Below are 20,181 nucleotides of genomic sequence, written 5' to 3'. Positions count from 1 at the left end.
TGAGGAGGCTAAATGGCAAGGATTCTGATTGCTGAGGACAGCGCTACAGACCTCCAGTATATAAAGTCTGTGCTGGCTGATACAGGGCATGACCTATCAGTTGCGATGGATGGGGAAGAGGCAGAGAGAATGGTCAAAAACGAGCCCTTTGACCTGATAATCCTCGATGTTATAATGCCAAAGAAAAACGGGCTTCAGGTATGCAGGGCGATTAAGAAAGACGAAAGGTTGAAGAGTATCCCCGTAATCATGTTAACATCAAAGGACCAGATGAGTGATAAGCTCTGGGGCGAAAAACAGGGGGCGGATGAATACCTGACAAAACCATGTGAACCCATAGACCTGCTGCTTGCAGTAAAGAAACACCTGAATCCATGAAGGATGAGATTGAAAACCAGATCGACGAAGGAACAATAGAAGAATCTACCTACTGTGTCGTCAAGGTAGGCGAGAAGGATTTCCTTCTGCCTGTAGAACATGTGAGAGAGATTGTCGATCTAAATCCCCTGTATCCTGTTCCGACGGCACCCGAATATATATACGGGGTAGTTCCGATCCGCGGCAGGATAGTCCCTGCAATAGACCTATCAAAGATTTATCCCGCAGGGAAACCTGAATATAGTGATGCCAAGCTTGTCGTTGTCGATCTTGAGGTTGAACTTCTTAGAGAGACTATAAACGAAAATATAGGTTTTATCTCTGAAACGCTCCCATACTTTGTCACCTTTGGCTCTGATATCCCTGCTGATGATATAATACACGTAAAGAGTTTTTTCCAGGCCTTTCGCGTAAAGGAGCCCCATTATGGCACAGTTTGACCGTTCAGAACTGCTTAAATACTTCCTTTCTGAGGCAGAGGACCACATAAACACCCTTGATAAGGGAATCTCTGAACTTGAGAGCGCCCCTGATAGTGGCACTCTTATAGAAGACCTCTACAGGACAGCCCACACGCTAAAAGGTGCAGCAGCCCTTCTGAAACTCAAGGCCACGAGTAACATAGCCCATAAGATGGAGGATATACTCGAGGATCTGAAGGATGGGATATCACGGCCGGGCAGCGCGGTTGTTGAGCTTTTGTCATACATCCTCGACAATATTAAGGGGCTTATTCAGGACATCGTAGAAGGCAGGGGTGAAAATGCAGGGGTTGAACAGCAGGTGCTACAGAGGATCGATGAGGTGATGGCATGTGAAAAGGTAGAGGCTGCTACTCCTGATGAGGTGATTAAAGAGATTCCTGCTGCTCCGGAGCCTGCAATATCGGCAGTTCCTGAAAAACGTGATGCAGTTGGCAGAAGGAAGGAAGACTTCGAGTTCTTCTCAGACAATTTTGTCAAGGTTGATGTCCAGAAGGTTGAAGAGATGCTGAATCTCATAGGTGAAATATCCATAAAGAAGAATTATCTTTTACAGAGGTCAAAGGAGACCGGCGAGATATCGGATGAGATATTTTTTGCAGGGAGGAGGCTGCTTAAAGAGGTCAGTAACTTTGCTGAAAGGTATGCCTACTCTGCGCCCTCCGTACCGGGGAATCTGAAATATATCGATCCCCTCCTCTCAGAGTTTGGCGAACTTGAATTCGACAGATACGATGACCTGAATCTCTTTTCAAGAAAACTTCAGGAGATAACAAATGATATAACCGAGGCGCTGAAAGGGCTTTCCGTTTTCTTTGATTCATTCGGTGATGATGTTAAGACAATAGGTAACATGATAAAGCTTCTGAGGTCTGACATTTCTGAGGCCAGGATGATAGAGATAGGCAGATTGCTTAAACGTTTTGTCAGACCCATAAAAGATATGGCAAGACAAGATGACAAAAAGGTTGAAGTCCTTATATCAGGTGGTGATACAAAGATTGACAAGGTGATATTCGAGAGGCTCTTTGATCCACTCATGCACATAATAAGAAATGCCGTAAGCCATGGCATAGAGAAGTCAGATGAAAGGTTGCAGAAGGGAAAGAAAGAGGAGGGGTTGATTCTCCTCTCTGCAAGGAGAGACGGAAATTCCATTGTTATAGAGGTAAACGACGATGGCAGGGGCATCAATACGGATAGGTTATTTGAGGAAGCTGTTAAAAGGGGTCTATTAAATATCGAGAACAAACCTTCAGTAGAAGAGCTTCTTTCGTTGATTTTTGTGCCTGGTTTTACAACCACAGAGATCGCTGATATGGCATCAGGCAGAGGGATCGGGATGAGTGCGGTAAGGAGACAGATCTCTGCCATTAGTGGTGCAGTTGCAGTGGATACGGATGTCGGCAGCAGCACAACATTCAGGTTAAGTGTCCCTTCATCTCTTGCGATAACAAATGTGATAGTCTTCAGTTCCGGCAATATAGAGTTTGTGATACCTGCAAGTCTGATCGAAGAGATAATAGAAATAGATGTTAAGTCCGAAGATGGAAGACCTGAGATGATAAATTACAGGGATAGGGAGATTCATGTCAAGAATCTTTCTGAGATGTTTGGTACTGTCAGCATGATAGATAGATCAAACAGACCTGTAATTATATGCAATGTTGCAGACAAAAAGGCCGGCTTGATTGTTGATGAGATAATAGGGCATGAAGAGGCCATAATAAAGCCAATGAATCGCTTCCTGGGAGGATTATATATTTACTCCGGGACGACCATATCAGGCAATGGAAGGGCGAGATTTGTTATTAACCCTATAAGGATATTTGAAGAACAGATCCTGCCTGTCGCCATCAGGCCTATGGCTGATGAAGGTTATGGGGGTAGGAGGATCCTCATTGTTGATGATTCCCTGAGTGTTAGAAAATATGTAAGCGCCTTCCTTGAGGCAAAGAGTTTTAAGGTCTACAGCGCATCCAATGGTGTTGAGGCGTTGAACATACTCGAAGATACACCAGTCGATATGATTATCACAGACCTCGAAATGCCTGTGATGCATGGCTATGAACTGATAAACAGGATAAAGAGTTCAGAAAGATTGAAGGAGATACCGGTCATTGTCCTTACATCGAGAAGCGCTGAGAAACACAGAGAAAAGGCGCTGGAAAGCGGTGCAGAAGACTATCTTGTTAAGCCCTTTGACGAGAAGTCTCTCTCAGAAATCTTGAGAAAACACCTATCTGCAGTTGATCTCGCCTGAGATTGCTTCGTCGTCCCGATAAATCGGGACGACGAAGCAATGACAAAAGTAACCGTTCTCACTTAATTTGTCATTGCGAGCTGAAGGCGAAGCAATCCCTCTTTTGGATTATACCTTAACCTTCTCTGTTTCAGGTAATTTAAATCGTTCAACAGAAGATATGAGGACATTGGATGTGGCCGAAAGGGACGCCGAGATGTTCGAGACATCCTTAACGAGGTTCAGCATCTCTCTGGTTATCCTCTGGACCTCTTCCGTGGAAAGGATGACCCTGGATGTGAGTTCTTTCTGGGTATTTGCAGATGTATCAATCTCTGATATAACTGTTACCGTATCTTTTATGGAGGCATCTATCTCTTTGAAGGCAGCTCCTGTGTCTGTTGCAAGTTTGGTCTCCATCTCAACATATTTGGTCTCTTCTTCGAGGTGCTTTGTAACCCCTGCAGACTCCAGCTGTATGGCGCTTAGTATCTCTCCAATCTGTTTTGTGGATTTTGTAGCCCTTTCAGCAAGAGATCTGATCTCCTCAGCTATAACAACAAAACCCTTGCCCTGCTCACCCGCCCTGGCTGCCTCTATGGATGCATTTATGGCCAGGAGGTTAGTTCTATTCGCAACCTCTGTGATAAGCTGTGAGATTGTTCCGATCTCCATCAACCTCTCGGAAAGATACTTCATCCTTTTATTTATGGCCTGGACAGTAACTCTTATGAGTTGCACTCCGTCCATGGATTCAAGCACTAATCTATTACCTTTATATATCGCCTTAACTACCATCTCAGAAATCTTTCGCGCCTGTCTGGTCTTCTCAGTAATATCTGTTGCAGATTGAGCAGCATCCTCTACAGCCCCCCTTGCATGCCTGACCTCGACAGTCTGTATCTCGGAATTCTCTTCCATTTCCTTAAGGACGCTCAATATCTTTGAACTCTTCATGTTGGCATCTTGAGCTGAGCTTCTAACCTTTTCGATGAGGTCTGTGAGGCCCTCTACCATGAGATTAAAGGCGTCTCCAATGGAGCCAAAGATGTCAGGTGTGACCTCAGCTTTTTGAGTAAGGTCTCCTTCAGAGGCAGAGCTTAAGAGGTTCAAGAAATTAATGATATTTTCCTGGGACATGGTTCTTTCTTCCTCGCTCTGGACGAATCCCTTAAGCCTGTCAATGGCATCATTAAGGGTCTTTGCCAGTTCGCCAAGTTCATCACCCCTCGTCCACCTAATCTTTCTGGATAAGTCTCCTTCACCCATAGCCTTTGCTACCTTAGTGAGGTCACGAATAGGGCGTGCTATCTGCCTGAAGATAAACAGGTAGAAGATCACCCCGGATATCAGTAATGCAGCTGTAGCAATAATTACGCTTAACAGCATTCTTTCATATGTCAGAGATTCCACCTGTTTTTGGGTTGTCATGGCCTTATCTCTCTGTACCGTTATCATATTAAGGATTTTTTCCCTGAAACTTCGCCACTTCGGCGTTTCAGCAGAGGTAAGGAGTGCAATCGCATCTTTTGGTTTTCCTTCTATAGCAAGACTCTGGATTTGTAATCTTATTTTATGCAGGTCCTTCCATTCAGATGAGATGTTTTTTAATTCCGCGGTTATCTCCGGCGGAGCAACTCTGAGCGCCTCTTCGTTAGCTTTTACAAACTCATCATTAGCCTTTTTATAAAAATCTACGGATGCCTTATCATTCGGCGCAACAACTATCTGTCTTGTAGAACCGGCTCCCTGAAGCCCAAAGGCGTGCATGCTGTGAAGTGATATCAGCAGGGACTGTTCCTTTTGAACAAAATCCCTGAATGTGTCATTTATATCCCTTGCTGCTATAAGGGTAATTCCAATTGCCGCAAAAAATGCGGCTACCATTATCAAACCAATAATAAAAAACTTCTTGGTAATACTCAGCTTTACCATACTACCTCCCTATCCATTCTTTAATTGATTCAAAGCTGAAAGTCTTAATCATTGATAAATACTACTATACTATTAAAGGCTTGTCAATAGAATATTCGCTGGAGTTTACTGAGTTTTTATCCGAACTCGAAACATAGCTGAAAATCTTCGATGTTATTTGCTTTTCCCTCCAGGACGGTCTTATAGTGTGTTGAAGTGTATCTCCTTGCTAAACACTAACAGATTTCTTATTGCCCTAAAAGAAGGTATCTTATGAGAATTATTATCGGGACTATGACGTAGTCTGTAATTCGCAGAAATATAAGCCCGAGCAGGATAAAAAAACCGTAAGGCTCAATTCTGCTGTAAGCAGCAGCCTGCCTGTGAGGCAATAGTCCCATTAATATCTTGCTTCCATCAAGCGGCGGCACAGGGATTAAATTAAAAACCCCGAGTCCGATATTAATCGTAACAGTTAGTTTAGCTATCAGAATCAGCGGAACAAGAATTGTCTGCCCCGTCGGACTGAATGGTGAAACAGGGAAACTCAGCAGCAGCCTGTAAATAACAGACGCGATAACAGCAATAATCAGATTAGTCGCCGGTCCTGCGAGTGACACCCAAATCATATCCTTTTTCGGGTTCCTAAGATTATACGGATTCACAGGAACAGGCTTTGCCCATCCAATCATCCTCGTAATAACAAATACCAGGGTGCCTATCGGGTCAAGATGTTTTAACGGGTTAATCGTAAGCCTTCCTGCAAGCCGTGCAGTCGGGTCGCCGAGCCTGTCTGCAACATAACCGTGGGCAAGCTCATGAAATGTAACTGCTATGAGAACAGGAAAAGCAAGGAGGACTATCTGCCGGATTATATCTGTAAAATCCAAAATATTAACCTGTATAATAATTTTTTCAAAGTGGCTTTTAATATAATAGTTTTGCATGTTAAAGTCAATTAAGCTCTTCAACTAAATAAACTGGCTGCCCATGGCTCTGGATTTTCTGATGGCATAATTCGTATAATTAAATATATTGGCTGACGCTGAAGGTAACCTCTTTTTTAAAAAATATTTCGGTGATAGCATCATACATCTTAAAGGAGAAAAATTTATGTCTGCTTTGACAAAGAATGAAAAACTGAACAACTGGATTAAAGAAGCTGCGGAGATGTGCCAGCCCGATGACATTTACTTATGCAGCGGGACCAAGGAAGAATATAACCTCATGCTGTCAAAGCTGATGGCAAGCGGCAGCGCCATTCCCCTTAAGAAGCGGCCTAACAGCTATCTTTTCCGCTCTGACCCAAGCGATGTGGCGCGCGTTGAGGACCGCACATTCACAAGCACATCCGCAAAAGATGCGGCAGGCCCTACAAATAACTGGATTGATCCAATTGAGCTAAAAGACACCATGAAGCGGCTATACAAAGGCTGCATGAAGGGACGCACAATGTCTGTGATTCCTTTTTCAATGGGGCCGATAGGTTCTCCAATCTCAAAGATAGGGGTAGAGGTTACAGACAGCCCTTATGTTGTTATAAACATGCATATCATGACCCGCGTAAGCGCCAGAGTCATGGAACTTCTTAATGCAGGTGAGGATTTTATTCCCTGCCTCCATTCTATAGGCGCGCCATTAGCCAAGGGACAGAAGGATGTCCAGTGGCCCTGCGCTCCGATTGAGAAAAAATACATAAGCCATTTCCCTGAGGAAAATCTGATATGGTCATTTGGTTCAGGTTACGGCGGCAATGCCCTGCTCGGCAAAAAATGCCTTGCGCTGAGAATAGCATCTGCTGTCGCCAAAAGAGAAGGCTGGATGGCAGAGCATATGCTCATACTGAGACTCACCAATCCTGAGGGAAAGCAGTATCACATTGCTGCTGCATTCCCATCTGCCTGCGGTAAAACTAATTTAGCCATGATGCAGCCTTCAATCAAAGGCTGGAAATGCGAATGCATCGGCGACGACATTGCGTGGATGAAGATCGGCGCTGACGGACGCCTTCATGCCATTAACCCTGAAAACGGCTTCTTTGGCGTGGCTCCCGGCACTTCTTATGACACTAATCCTATGGCAATGGATACTCTGAAAGAGAATGTTATTTTCACTAACTGCGCACTTACAGATGACGGGGATGTGTGGTGGGAAGGAATCAATGACGATGTCCCATCCCATCTCATTGACTGGAAGGGGCGGGACTGGACTCCTGAAAGCAAGGGTGATGCGGCACATCCTAATGCCCGCTTTACGGCGCCTGCGTCCCAGTGCCCGGTGATTTGCAAGGACTGGGAAAACCCGAATGGCGTTCCTATAGATATTTTTATATTCGGCGGAAGAAGGAGCAGTGTTGTCCCGCTTGTATATGAAGCATTTTCTTGGGATCACGGTGTATTCCTCGGCGCAACAGCAGCCTCCGAGACCACATTCGCCAATATCGGAGAAATTGGTAATTTGAGAAGGGATCCTTTTGCCATGAAACCTTTTTGCAGCTACAATATGGGTGATTATTTTCAGCACTGGCTCAATATGGGCGACAGGCTCGGCTCTAAAGCCCCAAGGATTTTCTATGTTAACTGGTTCAGGAAAAACCATGATGGAAGATTTTTATGGCCCGGATTCAGCGACAACAGCCGTGTGCTTAAGTGGATGTGCGAACGCACAGACAACAAGGTTGACGCAAAGAAATCAGCTATAGGTTTATTGCCTGTGGATCGAGGCCTTGACCTTAATGGCATAGGGCTATCTGCTGAAAACATGGAAGAGCTTACGAAGGTTGACCTTGATGAGTGGAAGGCTGAGATACCGGATATTGAGAAACATTTTGCAACATTCGGCAGCCGTCTGCCTGAGAGGCTTAAAAAACAGTTGAAGGAACTTGCGGAGCGCCTTGGATAATATCGCTCTGTCTGCTTTTGAAAAGGATCTAAATATAACACAAACGTGCCAATTGTCATTGCGAGGAAGTCGTAACGACTGACGAAGCAATCTCAAAAGAAAGATTGCCACGCTACGCTCGCAATGACAACGAGGAAACCTTTGGAAAAAACACTATCAAAGAAATCTCTCGTCAATGTATTGGGCGTTGTGTATGTCCATACAAAAACCAGCGACGGCGGAGACCTGTATCTCACGCGTTTTGCCGAACCCTATGAAGAACATTTTGATATCACAAACTGGTATGAAAAGAACTGGTTCGACAAACACAAGATTAGGCTTAAAGGCACAAGTTCTGTTTACAGGGTTCCTACAAAAGAGGTTAAAGGTAAAAGCCTTGACCTCGTAGTCAAGAACTGCCGTGTTGGAGAGGATGTCCCTCTGGATACGCACACTCTGGAAGAATTCTGCGATGCTGAATTCAACAGCCCGTGGGAAGAGTTTTCCCTTGTCACAGAGATGCGTGAAAACATCTATGGCCCGAAGGAGCTGCGGGTTAATACGCAACGGCCCATGGCTATTTATGTGCCTCCTGAAAAGATGCAGTTGTGGCAGAGCGGAAGGTCGCGCGAAAAAATCAACCGCATAAGGGTCAAGCATCCGGGCATTGATCTGGACATATTAAAACAATACAAACTCATCTACGAATGGATTAAAGGCAAAAATCTTATCGAAGTTTTTGAACTTATCAATGTGGACAGCGCCGAGCTTGTAAGTCATCTAAAAAAGATCAATTACAAGGGGATAGGCGACCTAAACAAAAAAGGATACCTCGTTGCCGATATGAAGCCGGAACATATCATAATCAGTGAAGAGAATACCGAGCGCATCAAAAAAATCGGCGGCTCTCAGGATATAGACGCTCCGGGGAAACAGACAGAACTGCTGTATCAACTGCTGAATGAAGGCAAATATTCTGTGGTTGATTATGAGCTTCTCTCACGCACACCTGAACATGAAGATGCGGTTAAATCTTCCCGAAGATATTCATATCTCGATGACCAGCTTAACCGTTTCACACCGACTCCTTTGCCCTCTCATCTGTCTTATAAAGAAATCTTCGGAGTGCCCTATATTTATGGACACGCAGAGAGCACCGGAGGCAGGTTGTGGGTTGTCGGGAAAAATGCGCATCTGTTCGATTATTTCCTTCCTGAAAGATGGAGGAAAACTCCTTCCATCAGATTGTCATTTTCAAAGGAAGTGTTCTATACGATAACAAAAGACAACATTCACCTCGTCTGGAAAACTTCCCGTGTAGGTGAAATGCATAACATAGAGGAAAACGGCAGCTATAATCCCAAGATCCGTCAATTCGGGATAAACAGCCCCTTTGAAGAATTTGCCTTATCCTATGAACTTAACCGGCTTGGGATCCCATGCGTTTATGTAAGGGCTATATACATGACCGGAAGCGCAAAGATAGAGCCGTCAACTGATTTGAGAAAATATGAGTTCCACAAAAGCATTCTTGATCCTGAAGGCAATCCCATTCTTCAGGAGAATCATAACTACATAACAATCAGGGGTTATTACAACGGGCCTGACCAGTGGGTTGCCGAGCACAGCGATGCTTTATACACTCCGATAGACCTTTACAAGGCGGCTTACAGAGGTATTATTGATGAATCAGAATGTCAGAAACTTTTAGATGAGGTAAAAGAAAAATTAAAGAATGCCGGATATGACGGCTCCTTGCTGAAAACCAACGACCTCCTGCTGGCAATAGACAATAAGGGGGACATTATGAAAAATGATTCCGGCAAGCCCGAAGTCATCATATGTAATTTTGAACTGATATGGAAAATCTCCGCGTGATTTCTTCTTGACTTGCCTGTTAGCTTTCTCCTAAAATTCAATAAAAATAAGAGGAGGGTTTAAGATGAAAAACTTGATTGCCGCTGTTGTTTTATTGATGTTCGCTGCAACTCCTGCATTTGCGCAGAGGAAACCCTGTGAAGAACTCCTAACAGAGATTGACGCCAAGATTCAGGCAAAAGGAGTAAAGAAATTCAGCCTTGAAATCGTTCCGAATGAAAAAGCCGCGGATGTCAAGGACGGAAAAGTAGTCGGAACCTGCGACGGAGGGACTAAGAAGATTATCTATAAACGGGGGAAGTAATATTGTCTTTTTGACACTACTGCTGATTCTGGGTGTTAATCCACGCTCCCCCTCTTCACCGCATCAGCAACAAGCGCGACCTTTTTCATCTCCTTAACATCATGAACCCTGATAATATTTGCGCCGTTTAAAATTGAAATTGCAACCGCAGCCGCAGTTCCTTCAAGCCTCTCTGATGCAGTGGCATCGCCAAGAATCTTTCCTATGAATGCCTTTCTTGAAGGGCCTACGAGCAATGGTTTTTCAAGTAGTGTAAATTCACGGAGGTTTTTTATTATCTCAAGATTGTGCCCAAATGTCTTACCAAAACCTATTCCCGGGTCTATGATAATTTTCTCTTCTGCAATTCCTGATTCAACGGCAAGCCTTATGCTTTCTCTGAAGTAATCCATAATCTCCGGAATCAATGCCTCATATGTTGGATTTACCTGCATATTCTTTGGCGTCCCTTTTATGTGCATGATAACAACAGGGACTTTATATTGAGAAACAACCTTCGGCATCTCAGGGTCAAACCGCAGCCCGCTTGTGTCATTAACAATTGATGCTCCTGCATCCAAAGCCCTCTTTGCAACTTCTGCCTTGTATGTGTCTATTGATATAGGAACTTTAATATTTTTTGCGAGCGCTTCTATTACAGGGATTGTGCGGCTTATCTCTTCTTCAAGCGGAACAGGCTCATAGCCGGGCCTTGTTGATTCTCCGCCGATGTCAATGATATCAGCGCCTTCTTCAACCATCTCATGCGCTCTTTTAATCGCAAGCCCTCTGTTAAAATACTGCCCGCCGTCTGAAAAAGAATCAGGCGTGACATTCAGAATGCCCATGAGACAGGTTTTTTTAGAAAAATCCAGAGAGAAACTTTGCCATGTAATCTTCATATTCAGCTATGAAACGGAAATGGGGACGTTCTAATTAATCTCATTTTCACCTTTTTTAGTCCTATCTTGCTACAGACAGATTTTTGCTGAATACAATCTTCCCGACATAACCCTCTCCTATGCTTTCCGTATGCTGGGAATTTGTCTGAATTCTGATGCCTTTTACAAGAGGCGGGTCTTCATTGAATAATTTCCTGTAATCATCGTACACATTTCTTGTGGCTGTCAACCATTTGCCTGTATCCGCAGTCCCTGTTTTCACAGTAAGCACCTTCACCTTCAGGCTGACAGGCCATGCAATAGACTCGTCAGCTACCGTGCCTTCAGGCGCATTTGAGTCCCATATATAACTGAGTATTTTGCGGCCTTCAAATGCCACAAGAAGCTGAAGCGCCTGATCATTTGTTTTTCCGCTGCGGACATCTCCATGAGGCGGCAGTTTTAAAGCCTTCCATCTCCATGCGAGATACGGGTAATTCTTGATATCCACATTAACCTCTCTTTCTATGGAGAAAGAGGCATTGTCGGATTTAAGCTGAACAACCTTCTCGCTGCTGTCAGAGACAATCTTTACATCAGCCGCGCCGTATTTTTCTTTTAACTTCCACGGAGAAGCAATGCCGTTGCTGTTAATTTTGCCGTTAAAGCCAAATACTATTGACTGAATATCAGCAAGACTGAGTTTTACAAATAAAACACCCGCCAATACTGAGAAAACAATTCCAACTGCGCATATCTGCAAATATTTTCTCATCACTTCCTCTTAAGATAATTATCTCCTCTCCTTTTTCTTGGCGTGCTGGATTTTGACCTTTCTTCCTTTTATGATGCTGTCGTTGATGGCGCTGATAACCCTGTCGGCAAGGTCAGCCGGGACTTCTACAAAACTGAACTTGTCAAAAAGCGCAATATTGCTGATCTTCCGTTCTGGAATACCCGCTTCTGCAGAGATTGATTTGACTATATCTCCCACCTTTATCTTATCCATCTTGCCTATTGTCATGAATAAGCGCACGGAATCCTTCTGCTGTCCTGCATATCCTTTTCCCGGCTCCTCAATCTCCTGCATATCCTCTGTATCAAGCAGCATGCTCAGCGCCGCTGCTGAGACGTCCTCAGGAGAGTATTTCTCAAAGAGCCTCTTTGCCATGTCATAAAAATGAGTGTGTTTGCCTTCTTTTATAATCTCTTCAACACCCGCAGCAAGCTCTTCCTCCTTCGCCTTTCTTACTTCTTCTCTGCTCGGAAGTTTTGCCTTCTTTATTTGCGTCTTTGCCGATTGCTCTATGAGCTTTAGCTGGCGGTACTGCCGGGGAGTGACAAACGTTATCGCAATGCCGGATTTGCCGGCCCTGCCTGTCCTGCCAATTCTGTGGATGTAGCCCTCAGGGTCTTGCGGAATGCTGAAGTTAATGACATGGGAAACATCAGGTATGTCCAGTCCGCGTGCCGCAACATCTGTGGCAACGAGGATGTCTATGTCTCCGCCCTTGAACTTTCGCATCATTTCGTCCCTGTGGCTCTGAGTGAAGTCTCCGTGGATTGCGCCTGCAGGATAGCCCATCTGCTGGAGCCTTCCCGCGACTTCATCCACCTCCTTTTTTGTATGGCAGAATACGAGAGTAAGCGCGGGGCCTTCAACATCCAGAAGGCGGGTTAAAGCCTTTATCTTGTCTTCTTCGCGCACCTCGTAAAATACCTGCTTTATCTTGGCGACAACCATCTCGCTCGCATCCACGCCCACATGCACAGGTTTGTTCATGTAGTTTTTTGAAATGCGGATAATTTCTTTCGGCATGGTGGCTGAAAAGAGCATCGTCTGTCTTTCTCCGGGTATTCCGCCGAGGATTTTCTCTATGTCCTCTATGAAACCCATGTTCAGCATCTCGTCTGCCTCATCAAGAACTACTGTCTTTATATCCTTGAGAACGAGTGTCTTCCTTCTCATATGGTCCAGCACCCTTCCCGGTGTGCCAACCACAATCTCTGCCCCTCTCTTCAGGCTCCTTATCTGTAGTTCTATGGATTGTCCGCCGTAAATCGGAAGCGAGACAACGCCGGCTCTCGCGCCCATCTTATTGATTTCCTGCGATACCTGAACAGCAAGTTCCCGCGTTGGCGCAAGAACTATTGCGTAGGGATACCTTCCTTTTGCCTCGGGCCTTTGTTCTATCAGCGGTATTCCAAAGGCAGCTGTCTTGCCTGTGCCTGTTTGTGCCCGGCCAATAATATCCTTTCCCTGCAGAACCGGCGGGATTGCCATCTTCTGTATTGGAGTGGGCTCTTCAAAGCCCATCTCTGAAAGCGAGACGATTACCTTGTCTGAAATGCCAAATTCATTGAAATTTTTATACACTTAATTATTCTCCTTTAAGCATCTTGAATAGCAGGCAATGCAACCTCATCCTTCTGATCGGAAACTGTTGCTTCAGCGCCTTGTTCCTGTCCTATATCTTTCTTTAAACGCCTCTGCCGCTTTTCTTCCTGCTTTTTCTGGCGCACCAATTCTTTTTTTCTCTTTTCGCTTTTAAATGCTCCTCCGTGTTTTGCCAAATTATCTCCCTTCAGTTAGCTGTCACTGTTTGTTTATTCCTCACGGACTGTGATTTGAAGTAAGGGAGAAAGTGTCATAAAAAAACCAGCAAGCGCAGGATTTTGCGCGGTTTAGATATAACAAAATACTCCTTGACCTTCTCTAAGAGTATCATGTTTATTACGTGTAAAAGTCAAGGACGCAGGGGGTTTGACAGTGGATGATTATCAGTGTATAGTGAATTAAAAAGCATGGGAACAAGAGGAGACAGGACCATGAAAAGATTTGGCGTTATAAGATTAAGCATCATAGGTATTTTATCGCTGGCAGTGATCGCAGGCTGTGTGCAGACAGTCACCACTTACAACATAGATGATTACAAGACAGTGCCTAAAGTTGTTTACACGGCGTATCTTTACAGCTCCGGCATAGGCGAGAGGTTAAGGGCTGTTTTCCTGAAAAGCCCTGAAACCGACGTGGAAATTGTACCGTACTCCCGGCAGATAACCACTGCCAAGGTTACGTTTGATGATGCGCTGACCTTTATGGAAAAAGCAGGCGATTTCAAGAACGTCTCTATACAGGGAGTAAAATACAAAGAAAAGACAATAGGTTATTTGCTCACATTCGCCAGGCCTCTATCTCCGAGGGAATCCATAGAGGTTGATGTGCATGAACGCAATGGAAAGATTTATTTTGCGGTCAAAGAAAAGCATTATGATGAGTGATTGGCGGTTAGATTAAGCGTATGCCAAAGCTTCGTCTATGTCTTGTGGTTCAAGATATGGATAAGCCTTTAATATGGATTCTTTTGTCTCACCGGCAGACAAAAGTCCGAGGATTCTGGAAACAGGAAATCTCAAGCCTCTGATGCATGGTTTGCCGGAGCAGACTTCAGGGTCAACAGTTATTCTGTTAAATTTCATATTCACCTCCTGCCCTCATTTTAGCATAAAAGCGTTGGACATAGAGAAGGGTTGTTAGTCCTCTCCTTTTAAAAAAGTGAGGATCGTATTCAAAAAAGCGGTCGCTGTCCCTCGTTTTTTCTCCTAAATGCTGAAACATAATCTATATCACTGAAAACTCAATTATGCAAACCTGTATAATCATAAATGATTTTTGAAGAGTTAACCCAAAATCTTCTTTTTCTGTATATAGTCCTGTGAGTGCCATTTTCATTGTCCTCCTTGTTTTTTGATTTTATTTTTTATGGAATTTTCTAGTTTTTCCGTATTCTTTTGCATGATAGCTTCTATATAATCGTCCGTAATAGACTTATTCATCGTCCCTCGTTCCCACGGTGCTATAAAATGTTCTATACTGTAGGCATCAGTTCCTTCAATAAGCAACAACAAGGAAAGGTCACCTGCACTATCCTGCAAAGTTATTTTTTTAATATATGGGGGAAAACAAGAAGTTATATCACCAAACTTAACAGAGCTTATTATTTCCTCGTTATTAATCCATAGACTAATGTAAGATAGCGGGTTTGCAGCACATTGTCCATGTGCTCGTGATTCATCACGTCTAATTTCAATCCTAACTGTCTTCTCCTTAAGCACACATTTTTGTTTTATTGTATCGCCGGGCCATAGTAAATATAAACCATATCTCTTTTCAAGATTTTTGAGATTATTTATATTCAAAGAAAAATCTCTCTTTACAAAATCACCTATATTGGACATTCCTGTCGAATGTATCTCCAAAAATCCGACTTCCTTTGCACAAGTAATTTTTACGAATTCATAATATTCATCACTCCAACAAACTGCTGGCAGTAAAAGTAGCACCAGAGTTAAAATAAATTTTCTCATCATGCCGCTCTCCTTGTGATTTTTCCCTGTTTTATAGCACATTCTCTATAAAAATATCACCTGTCACCTCTGACTGCAAATATCCCGAACAATCTTCTGAATGGCTCTTTAAACTGTTGTTTCGGAATCGCTGTTTGAAAGCCCCTTCCTATTTAGGTTATTATATTGAATATCAGTCTTTAAGACATTCCAGACAGCGATATGCAAACCTCTATAGTCATAAAGGGCGCGCGGGAGCACAACCTCAAGAACATCAGTGTATCCATACCGAGGGAAAAGATAACTGTTATCACTGGCCCCTCAGGCTCCGGCAAATCATCCCTTGCAATTGACACAATCTACGCGGAGGGACAGAGGCGGTATGTTGAAAGCCTTTCAATATATGCAAGGCAATTTCTTGAACAGCTTCAGAAACCCGACGTGGACCTGATTGAGGGACTTTCGCCTTCTATCGCTATTGAACAAAAAACAGTTACGAAAAGTCCGCGGTCCACTCTCGGCACAATAACGGAAATCTATGACTATATGCGCGTGCTTTACACGCGGATAGGAAAACCTTACTGCTATAACTGCGGTTCACCTATAACCGCACAGGAGGCTCAGGGCATAATAGACTCCGTTATGTCGTTGCCTCAGGGAACGCGCATGCAGATACTTGCGCCCATTGTCAGAGACAGAAAAGGCGAATATAAAAAAGAACTTTACGAGATGCTGCGCGACGGGTTTATAAGGGCGAGGATAGATGGTGTGATGGTGGACCTCACGCAGGATATAAAGCTGAAGAAACAGCAGAGGCATACCATCGAGATTGTTATAGACAGGCTTCTTATAAAAACAGGGACTGAAAGGCAGATAAAGAGCGCTATTGATTCAGCATTAAAATATACAGACACTGTCATAATTAATCTCATAGATAAAAATAAAGACATCCCTTTCAGCAGGACCATGGCATGTCCCAACTGTAGCATAAGCTACCCTGAAATTAATCCGAGGTTTTTTTCGTTCAACAGTAAATACGGCGCCTGTCCGAGATGCAACGGCATCGGGTTTGAGAACATCAGCGAGGATTTTGAGGCCGAAAGACAGGACTTTGGAGTTATAACCGATGAGGCAGTGACCGGGTTATCGCCGTGCAAGGCGTGCAAAGGCATGAGACTGCGAAAAGAGGCGCTGAGCATAAGAATAAAAGACACAAACATAGCTGAATTTTCAAGGATGTCTGTCATAAATGCGATTCAATTCATCAATGCGCTGAAGCTTACGGACCGGGAACAGATGATAGCATCACGCGTGCTGAGAGAAGTCAAAGACAGGCTTTCGTTTCTTGATAAGGTCGGCCTCGGTTATCTGACAGTTGACAGGCTCTCACTGACACTTTCAGGCGGTGAAGCGCAGAGGATACGGCTTGCAACGCAGATGGGGTCATCCCTTACAGGAGTGCTTTATGTCCTTGACGAGCCAAGCATCGGGCTTCATCCGAGAGACTGCAAAAAACTGCTTGAAAGCCTTTCGTCCATAAGAGACTCCGGAAATACAGTGATAATCGTTGAACATGATGAAGATACTATAAACTGGGCTGACCATGTAATTGACATGGGGCATGGCGGAGGGCTTCGAGGCGGATGGATAACCGCAGAAGGTCCGCCTCATGTTATCAGGGATAACAAAAACTCATTGACAGGCAGATACCTCAAAGGCGAACTGAGCATCCCCGTGCCTGCCAAGAGGAGAAAACCAAAAGACTTCATCCATATCATTGGCGCATCCGAATTTAATCTTAAGGATATAGACGTCAAGATGCCGCTGGGCCTATTTACATGCATAACAGGGGTTTCAGGTTCGGGTAAGAGCACTCTGATATTTGAAACTCTATACAAAGCTATCGCCGGAAAACTATATAAAAGCGCACTCATCCCCGGAAAGCACAGGGAAATCACAGGCATAGAAAAGATTGACCGCATAATATGCGTTGACCAGTCTCCGTTAGGACGCACGCCAAGGTCCAATCCGGCAACTTATACGGGGATATTCACATATATCAGGGAACTCTTTGCGCAGATTCAGGACTCAAAGGTAAGGGGATATACTGCATCGCGCTTCAGTTTTAATGTCGCAGGAGGAAGATGTGAGTCCTGCCGCGGCGGAGGGACGCTTAAAGTTGCCATGCATTTCCTTCCTGATGTTTACATACCGTGCAATGTATGCAAAGGCAAAAGATACAATAAAGAGACGCTTGAAATAAGATATAAAGACAAAAACATAGCTGAGGTCCTTGCGATGACGGTCTCCGAAATGCTTCAGTTTCTCAGCGCAATCCCCCTTATACGCCAGAGGCTTGAGATACTTGAAGACGTAGGGCTCGGCTACATACAGCTCGGCCAGTCTGCAACAACACTCTCAGGCGGAGAAGCGCAAAGGGTAAGGCTTTCAAAAGAATTCGGGAAAAGATCAACAGGCAATACGCTTTATCTGCTTGACGAACCTACAACAGGACTGCACTTTGCCGATATCCAGAAACTCATGGATGTCATAAACAGCCTCATAGACCTTGGAAACACGGTGGTTGTCATCGAGCATAATCTTGACGTGATAAAGTCATCGGATTATATAATTGACCTCGGGCCTGAGGGCGGAGAAAAAGGCGGAAGGGTCATAGCAGCGGGAACGCCTGAAGAAGTAAGCATGAATCCTGATTCGTATACAGGAATTGCCTTGAAAAATAAACTTCCAAAGTCTAATATTGCAAGAGTGGCATAATGAAAAAGTCAATAGAGCAACAGAGCAGTAGAGCAACAGGGCAGCAGTCTTTAGTGCAGAAATCTTTAACTACTGCGCTACTGCGCTACTGCGCTGCTGGGCTCATCTTACTGTTCGCTCTCAGCGCCTGCAGTCCTCAAAAAGAGAAAGTCTATCGCAAGAGCAAAGTACTCATGGATACGCTTATAACAATAAGTGTTATTTCAGGCTCAGGTGATAAAGCAGAGAAAGCAATAGACAGAGCATTTGGAGAGATAGAAAAACTTGACAGGCTGCTGAACTTTTTCTCCGACAGCAGCGAGGTTTCAGAGATAAACAGAAATGCAGGCTTGAAAGCTGTGGTAGTGTCTCCGGAGACCTTTGAAGTTATTGAGAAAGCAATTTATGCCTCCGGAAAAACCAACGGCGCATTTGATGTGACAATAGGCTCTGTAACAACCCTGTGGGATTTTCATAAGAGAACAAAACCTGAAGACAAAAAAATCAAAGAAAGGCTTCCGCTTGTAAACTATAACAATATAGTGCTTACCCAAAAATTTTCATCCGTTTATCTCAAGAAAAAAGGAATGCTTATTGACCTCGGCGGCATAGCAAAGGGATACGCTGCTGATAAGGCAGTGGAGGCGCTGAAAAGAGAGGGCATAAAATCAGGGCTTGTTTCCATCTCAGGTGACATTAAAGCCTTTGGGTTAAAACCTGATTTAAAACCGTGGAAGATAGGGATAAAAAATCCAAGAGCAATCCCCCCTCACCCCCCCTCACCCACGAGGGGAGAGGGAACTGCTATTCTTCCCCCTCCCTTGATGGGAGGGGGTAAGGGGGAGGGTGAAAAGGGATTTTCGGATGAAATAATGGCAACTATAGAGATGACTGACCTGGCAATATCAACATCCGGAGATTACGAGCGATACTTTATTATTGACGGAAAAAGATACCATCATATCCTTAATCCAAAAACAGGCTATCCCGTGGATGAATGCCGGAGCGTAAGCATCGTAGCAAAAGACGGTTCTGTAACAGACCCTTTTTCAACAGGCATCTTTATACTCGGCGCTGAAAAAGGGATAAAACTCCTTGAAGAAATGGGGATTGATGGAATAATTGTGGATAAAAATGGCAAAATACACACGACACCAAACCTGAGAGGAAAACTTGAAATTATCGGAGATTCGCAGAGGCAAAAAAGAACTGACTGAGAGAATGACGCTTGCGGACATACTGCTGCTTGCAGTGCTTATACTCATATCTATCTCAGAGTTTATTTTTATAAAAGAGGCATTCCCTCAGGGAACAGACGTCAAGATTGAAGTTAACGGAAAGCTTGCATACAAACTTCCGCTCAACAGCGATGCAATAATCGCTGTGAAAGGCATAAACGGAGACACCGTAGTGGAAATTAAAAACAGGAAGGTGCGGATAAAAGAATCCCCCTGCCCTAACAAAATATGCATCCATAATGGATGGATAGACAGAGGCGCAATAGTATGTCTTCCAAACAGGGTAACGGTATTCGTGGATAGTTCTGAAGGCAAAGAGAATAAAGCTATTGATGCAATCACAGGATAAGTACCGCATAGCGCTGCTCTCAGCTTATGCAATTGCAATCCACAGCTTTGAAAATCTTCTGCCAACTCCTATCCCGTGGCTAAGACTCGGTATCGCAAACATTATCACACTTGCAACGCTCGTCCTTTATGGATTCAGAGCAGCCATGATAGTGACGCTTATAAGGGTAATCCTTTCATCAATATTCATAGGCACATTTCTTGGCCCCGGTTTTATCATGAGCTTCTGCGGCGGTGTCTCAAGCACGGCTGCAATGGGGATTACATTCTCACTGTTTCCAAGACTCTTCGGCCCTGTAGGGCTCAGCCTGATCGGCGCATTATTCCATAATGTCTCACAGCTTTCTATCGCATACCTGTTATTCGTCCGGCAGCTTGAAGCTATCTTAATAGTAACTCCACTGTTGATTCTCTTAGGAACAATCACAGGCGTTGTGAATGGCATTATAGGAGGCATGCTCATCAAAAATATTTCAAAAAAATCACCCGATACATCCAGATGATGCGGCTGAATGCTCATAAGGTCTTTGCCACAGCTTCTGTTAGCGCCGCA

At 44.2% G+C, this 20,181-nt stretch carries 19 protein-coding genes; 11 read left to right on the top strand and 8 right to left on the bottom strand.

Going from position 1 to position 20,181, the window contains the following annotated elements; translation table 11 throughout:
- The first annotated feature begins 12 nt into the window (after positions 1-12).
- The 3 genes from HY035_06850 to HY035_06840 are packed head-to-tail and all read left to right on the top strand — an operon-like array spanning position 13 to position 3,123.
- Positions 13-378, top strand: a complete 366-nt coding sequence (locus tag HY035_06850) for a response regulator (GenBank protein ID MBI3378100.1) — start codon at positions 13-15, stop codon at positions 376-378.
- Positions 375-818: a chemotaxis protein CheW gene (locus HY035_06845; protein ID MBI3378099.1), complete on the top strand. Its 444-nt coding sequence runs from the start codon at positions 375-377 to the stop codon at positions 816-818. The genes HY035_06850 and HY035_06845 overlap by 4 nt, the downstream gene beginning before the upstream one ends.
- The gene (locus tag HY035_06840; protein ID MBI3378098.1) at positions 805-3,123 is read left to right on the top strand and encodes a response regulator; all 2,319 of its coding nucleotides are present in this window, start codon (positions 805-807) and stop codon (positions 3,121-3,123) included. Before HY035_06845 ends, HY035_06840 begins: the two co-directional genes overlap by 14 nt.
- A 108-nt stretch (positions 3,124-3,231) precedes the next feature.
- Here HY035_06840 and HY035_06835 read toward each other — a convergent pair whose 3' ends face one another.
- Both HY035_06835 and HY035_06830 read right to left on the bottom strand, forming a co-directional pair.
- On the bottom strand, positions 3,232-5,037 hold the full coding sequence (locus HY035_06835; GenBank protein ID MBI3378097.1) for a HAMP domain-containing protein: 1,806 nt from the start codon (positions 5,035-5,037) through the stop codon (positions 3,232-3,234).
- A gap of 227 nt (positions 5,038-5,264) precedes the next feature.
- On the bottom strand, positions 5,265-5,963 hold the full coding sequence (locus HY035_06830) for a site-2 protease family protein (protein MBI3378096.1): 699 nt from the start codon (positions 5,961-5,963) through the stop codon (positions 5,265-5,267).
- A 166-nt stretch (positions 5,964-6,129) separates the two neighbouring features.
- On the opposite strand from HY035_06830, the gene HY035_06825 reads away from it, so the two are divergent.
- From HY035_06825 to HY035_06815, 3 genes are all read left to right on the top strand, one after another.
- Positions 6,130-7,917 carry a phosphoenolpyruvate carboxykinase (GTP) gene (locus HY035_06825; GenBank protein MBI3378095.1) on the top strand — a complete coding sequence of 596 codons (1,788 nt, stop codon included), beginning with the start codon at positions 6,130-6,132 and terminating at the stop codon, positions 7,915-7,917.
- A 141-nt stretch (positions 7,918-8,058) separates the two neighbouring features.
- Positions 8,059-9,774, top strand: coding sequence for a hypothetical protein (locus tag HY035_06820; protein MBI3378094.1), 1,716 nt, complete (start codon positions 8,059-8,061; stop codon positions 9,772-9,774).
- A 64-nt stretch (positions 9,775-9,838) separates the two neighbouring features.
- Positions 9,839-10,078: a DUF1161 domain-containing protein gene (locus HY035_06815; GenBank protein ID MBI3378093.1), complete on the top strand. Its 240-nt coding sequence runs from the start codon at positions 9,839-9,841 to the stop codon at positions 10,076-10,078.
- Between the two features lie 35 nt (positions 10,079-10,113).
- Here HY035_06815 and folP read toward each other — a convergent pair whose 3' ends face one another.
- From folP to HY035_06795, 4 genes are all read right to left on the bottom strand, one after another.
- Positions 10,114-10,959 (bottom strand): dihydropteroate synthase, encoded by an 846-nt coding sequence (folP, locus tag HY035_06810; GenBank protein ID MBI3378092.1) that lies wholly within the window; start codon positions 10,957-10,959, stop codon positions 10,114-10,116.
- A 61-nt stretch (positions 10,960-11,020) separates the two neighbouring features.
- Positions 11,021-11,713 (bottom strand): DUF3047 domain-containing protein, encoded by a 693-nt coding sequence (locus HY035_06805; GenBank protein MBI3378091.1) that lies wholly within the window; start codon positions 11,711-11,713, stop codon positions 11,021-11,023.
- An 18-nt stretch (positions 11,714-11,731) separates the two neighbouring features.
- On the bottom strand, positions 11,732-13,255 hold the full coding sequence (locus HY035_06800; GenBank protein ID MBI3378090.1) for a DEAD/DEAH box helicase: 1,524 nt from the start codon (positions 13,253-13,255) through the stop codon (positions 11,732-11,734).
- Between the two features lie 74 nt (positions 13,256-13,329).
- Positions 13,330-13,512 carry a hypothetical protein gene (locus HY035_06795; GenBank protein MBI3378089.1) on the bottom strand — a complete coding sequence of 61 codons (183 nt, stop codon included), beginning with the start codon at positions 13,510-13,512 and terminating at the stop codon, positions 13,330-13,332.
- A gap of 210 nt (positions 13,513-13,722) precedes the next feature.
- On the opposite strand from HY035_06795, the gene HY035_06790 reads away from it, so the two are divergent.
- The gene (locus tag HY035_06790; protein MBI3378088.1) at positions 13,723-14,220 is read left to right on the top strand and encodes a hypothetical protein; all 498 of its coding nucleotides are present in this window, start codon (positions 13,723-13,725) and stop codon (positions 14,218-14,220) included.
- Between the two features lie 12 nt (positions 14,221-14,232).
- Here HY035_06790 and HY035_06785 read toward each other — a convergent pair whose 3' ends face one another.
- Positions 14,233-14,418, bottom strand: a complete 186-nt coding sequence (locus HY035_06785) for a DUF433 domain-containing protein (GenBank protein ID MBI3378087.1) — start codon at positions 14,416-14,418, stop codon at positions 14,233-14,235.
- Between the two features lie 249 nt (positions 14,419-14,667).
- Positions 14,668-15,309, bottom strand: a complete 642-nt coding sequence (locus tag HY035_06780) for a hypothetical protein (GenBank protein ID MBI3378086.1) — start codon at positions 15,307-15,309, stop codon at positions 14,668-14,670.
- Between the two features lie 198 nt (positions 15,310-15,507).
- Here HY035_06780 and uvrA point away from each other — a divergent pair, with 198 nt between their 5' ends.
- From uvrA to HY035_06760, 4 genes are read left to right on the top strand one after another with little or no spacing between them, the layout of a single operon-like run.
- The gene (uvrA, locus tag HY035_06775) at positions 15,508-18,063 is read left to right on the top strand and encodes an excinuclease ABC subunit UvrA (protein ID MBI3378085.1); all 2,556 of its coding nucleotides are present in this window, start codon (positions 15,508-15,510) and stop codon (positions 18,061-18,063) included.
- Positions 18,063-19,259: an FAD:protein FMN transferase gene (locus HY035_06770; protein MBI3378084.1), complete on the top strand. Its 1,197-nt coding sequence runs from the start codon at positions 18,063-18,065 to the stop codon at positions 19,257-19,259. The genes uvrA and HY035_06770 overlap by 1 nt, the downstream gene beginning before the upstream one ends.
- On the top strand, positions 19,216-19,629 hold the full coding sequence (locus tag HY035_06765) for a NusG domain II-containing protein (GenBank protein MBI3378083.1): 414 nt from the start codon (positions 19,216-19,218) through the stop codon (positions 19,627-19,629). Before HY035_06770 ends, HY035_06765 begins: the two co-directional genes overlap by 44 nt.
- A complete protein-coding gene (locus HY035_06760) occupies positions 19,613-20,131 on the top strand; it encodes a Gx transporter family protein (GenBank protein MBI3378082.1) in 519 nt (172 codons plus the stop codon). The genes HY035_06765 and HY035_06760 overlap by 17 nt, the downstream gene beginning before the upstream one ends.
- Positions 20,132-20,181 lie beyond the last annotated feature (50 nt).

Source organism: Nitrospirota bacterium, assembly GCA_016195565.1.
In the GTDB taxonomy this organism is placed as follows: Bacteria; Nitrospirota; Thermodesulfovibrionia; order Thermodesulfovibrionales; family UBA1546; genus UBA1546.
The sequence above is the reverse complement of the archived record's forward strand: the minus strand, read 5'-3'. Positions and strand labels throughout refer to the sequence as shown.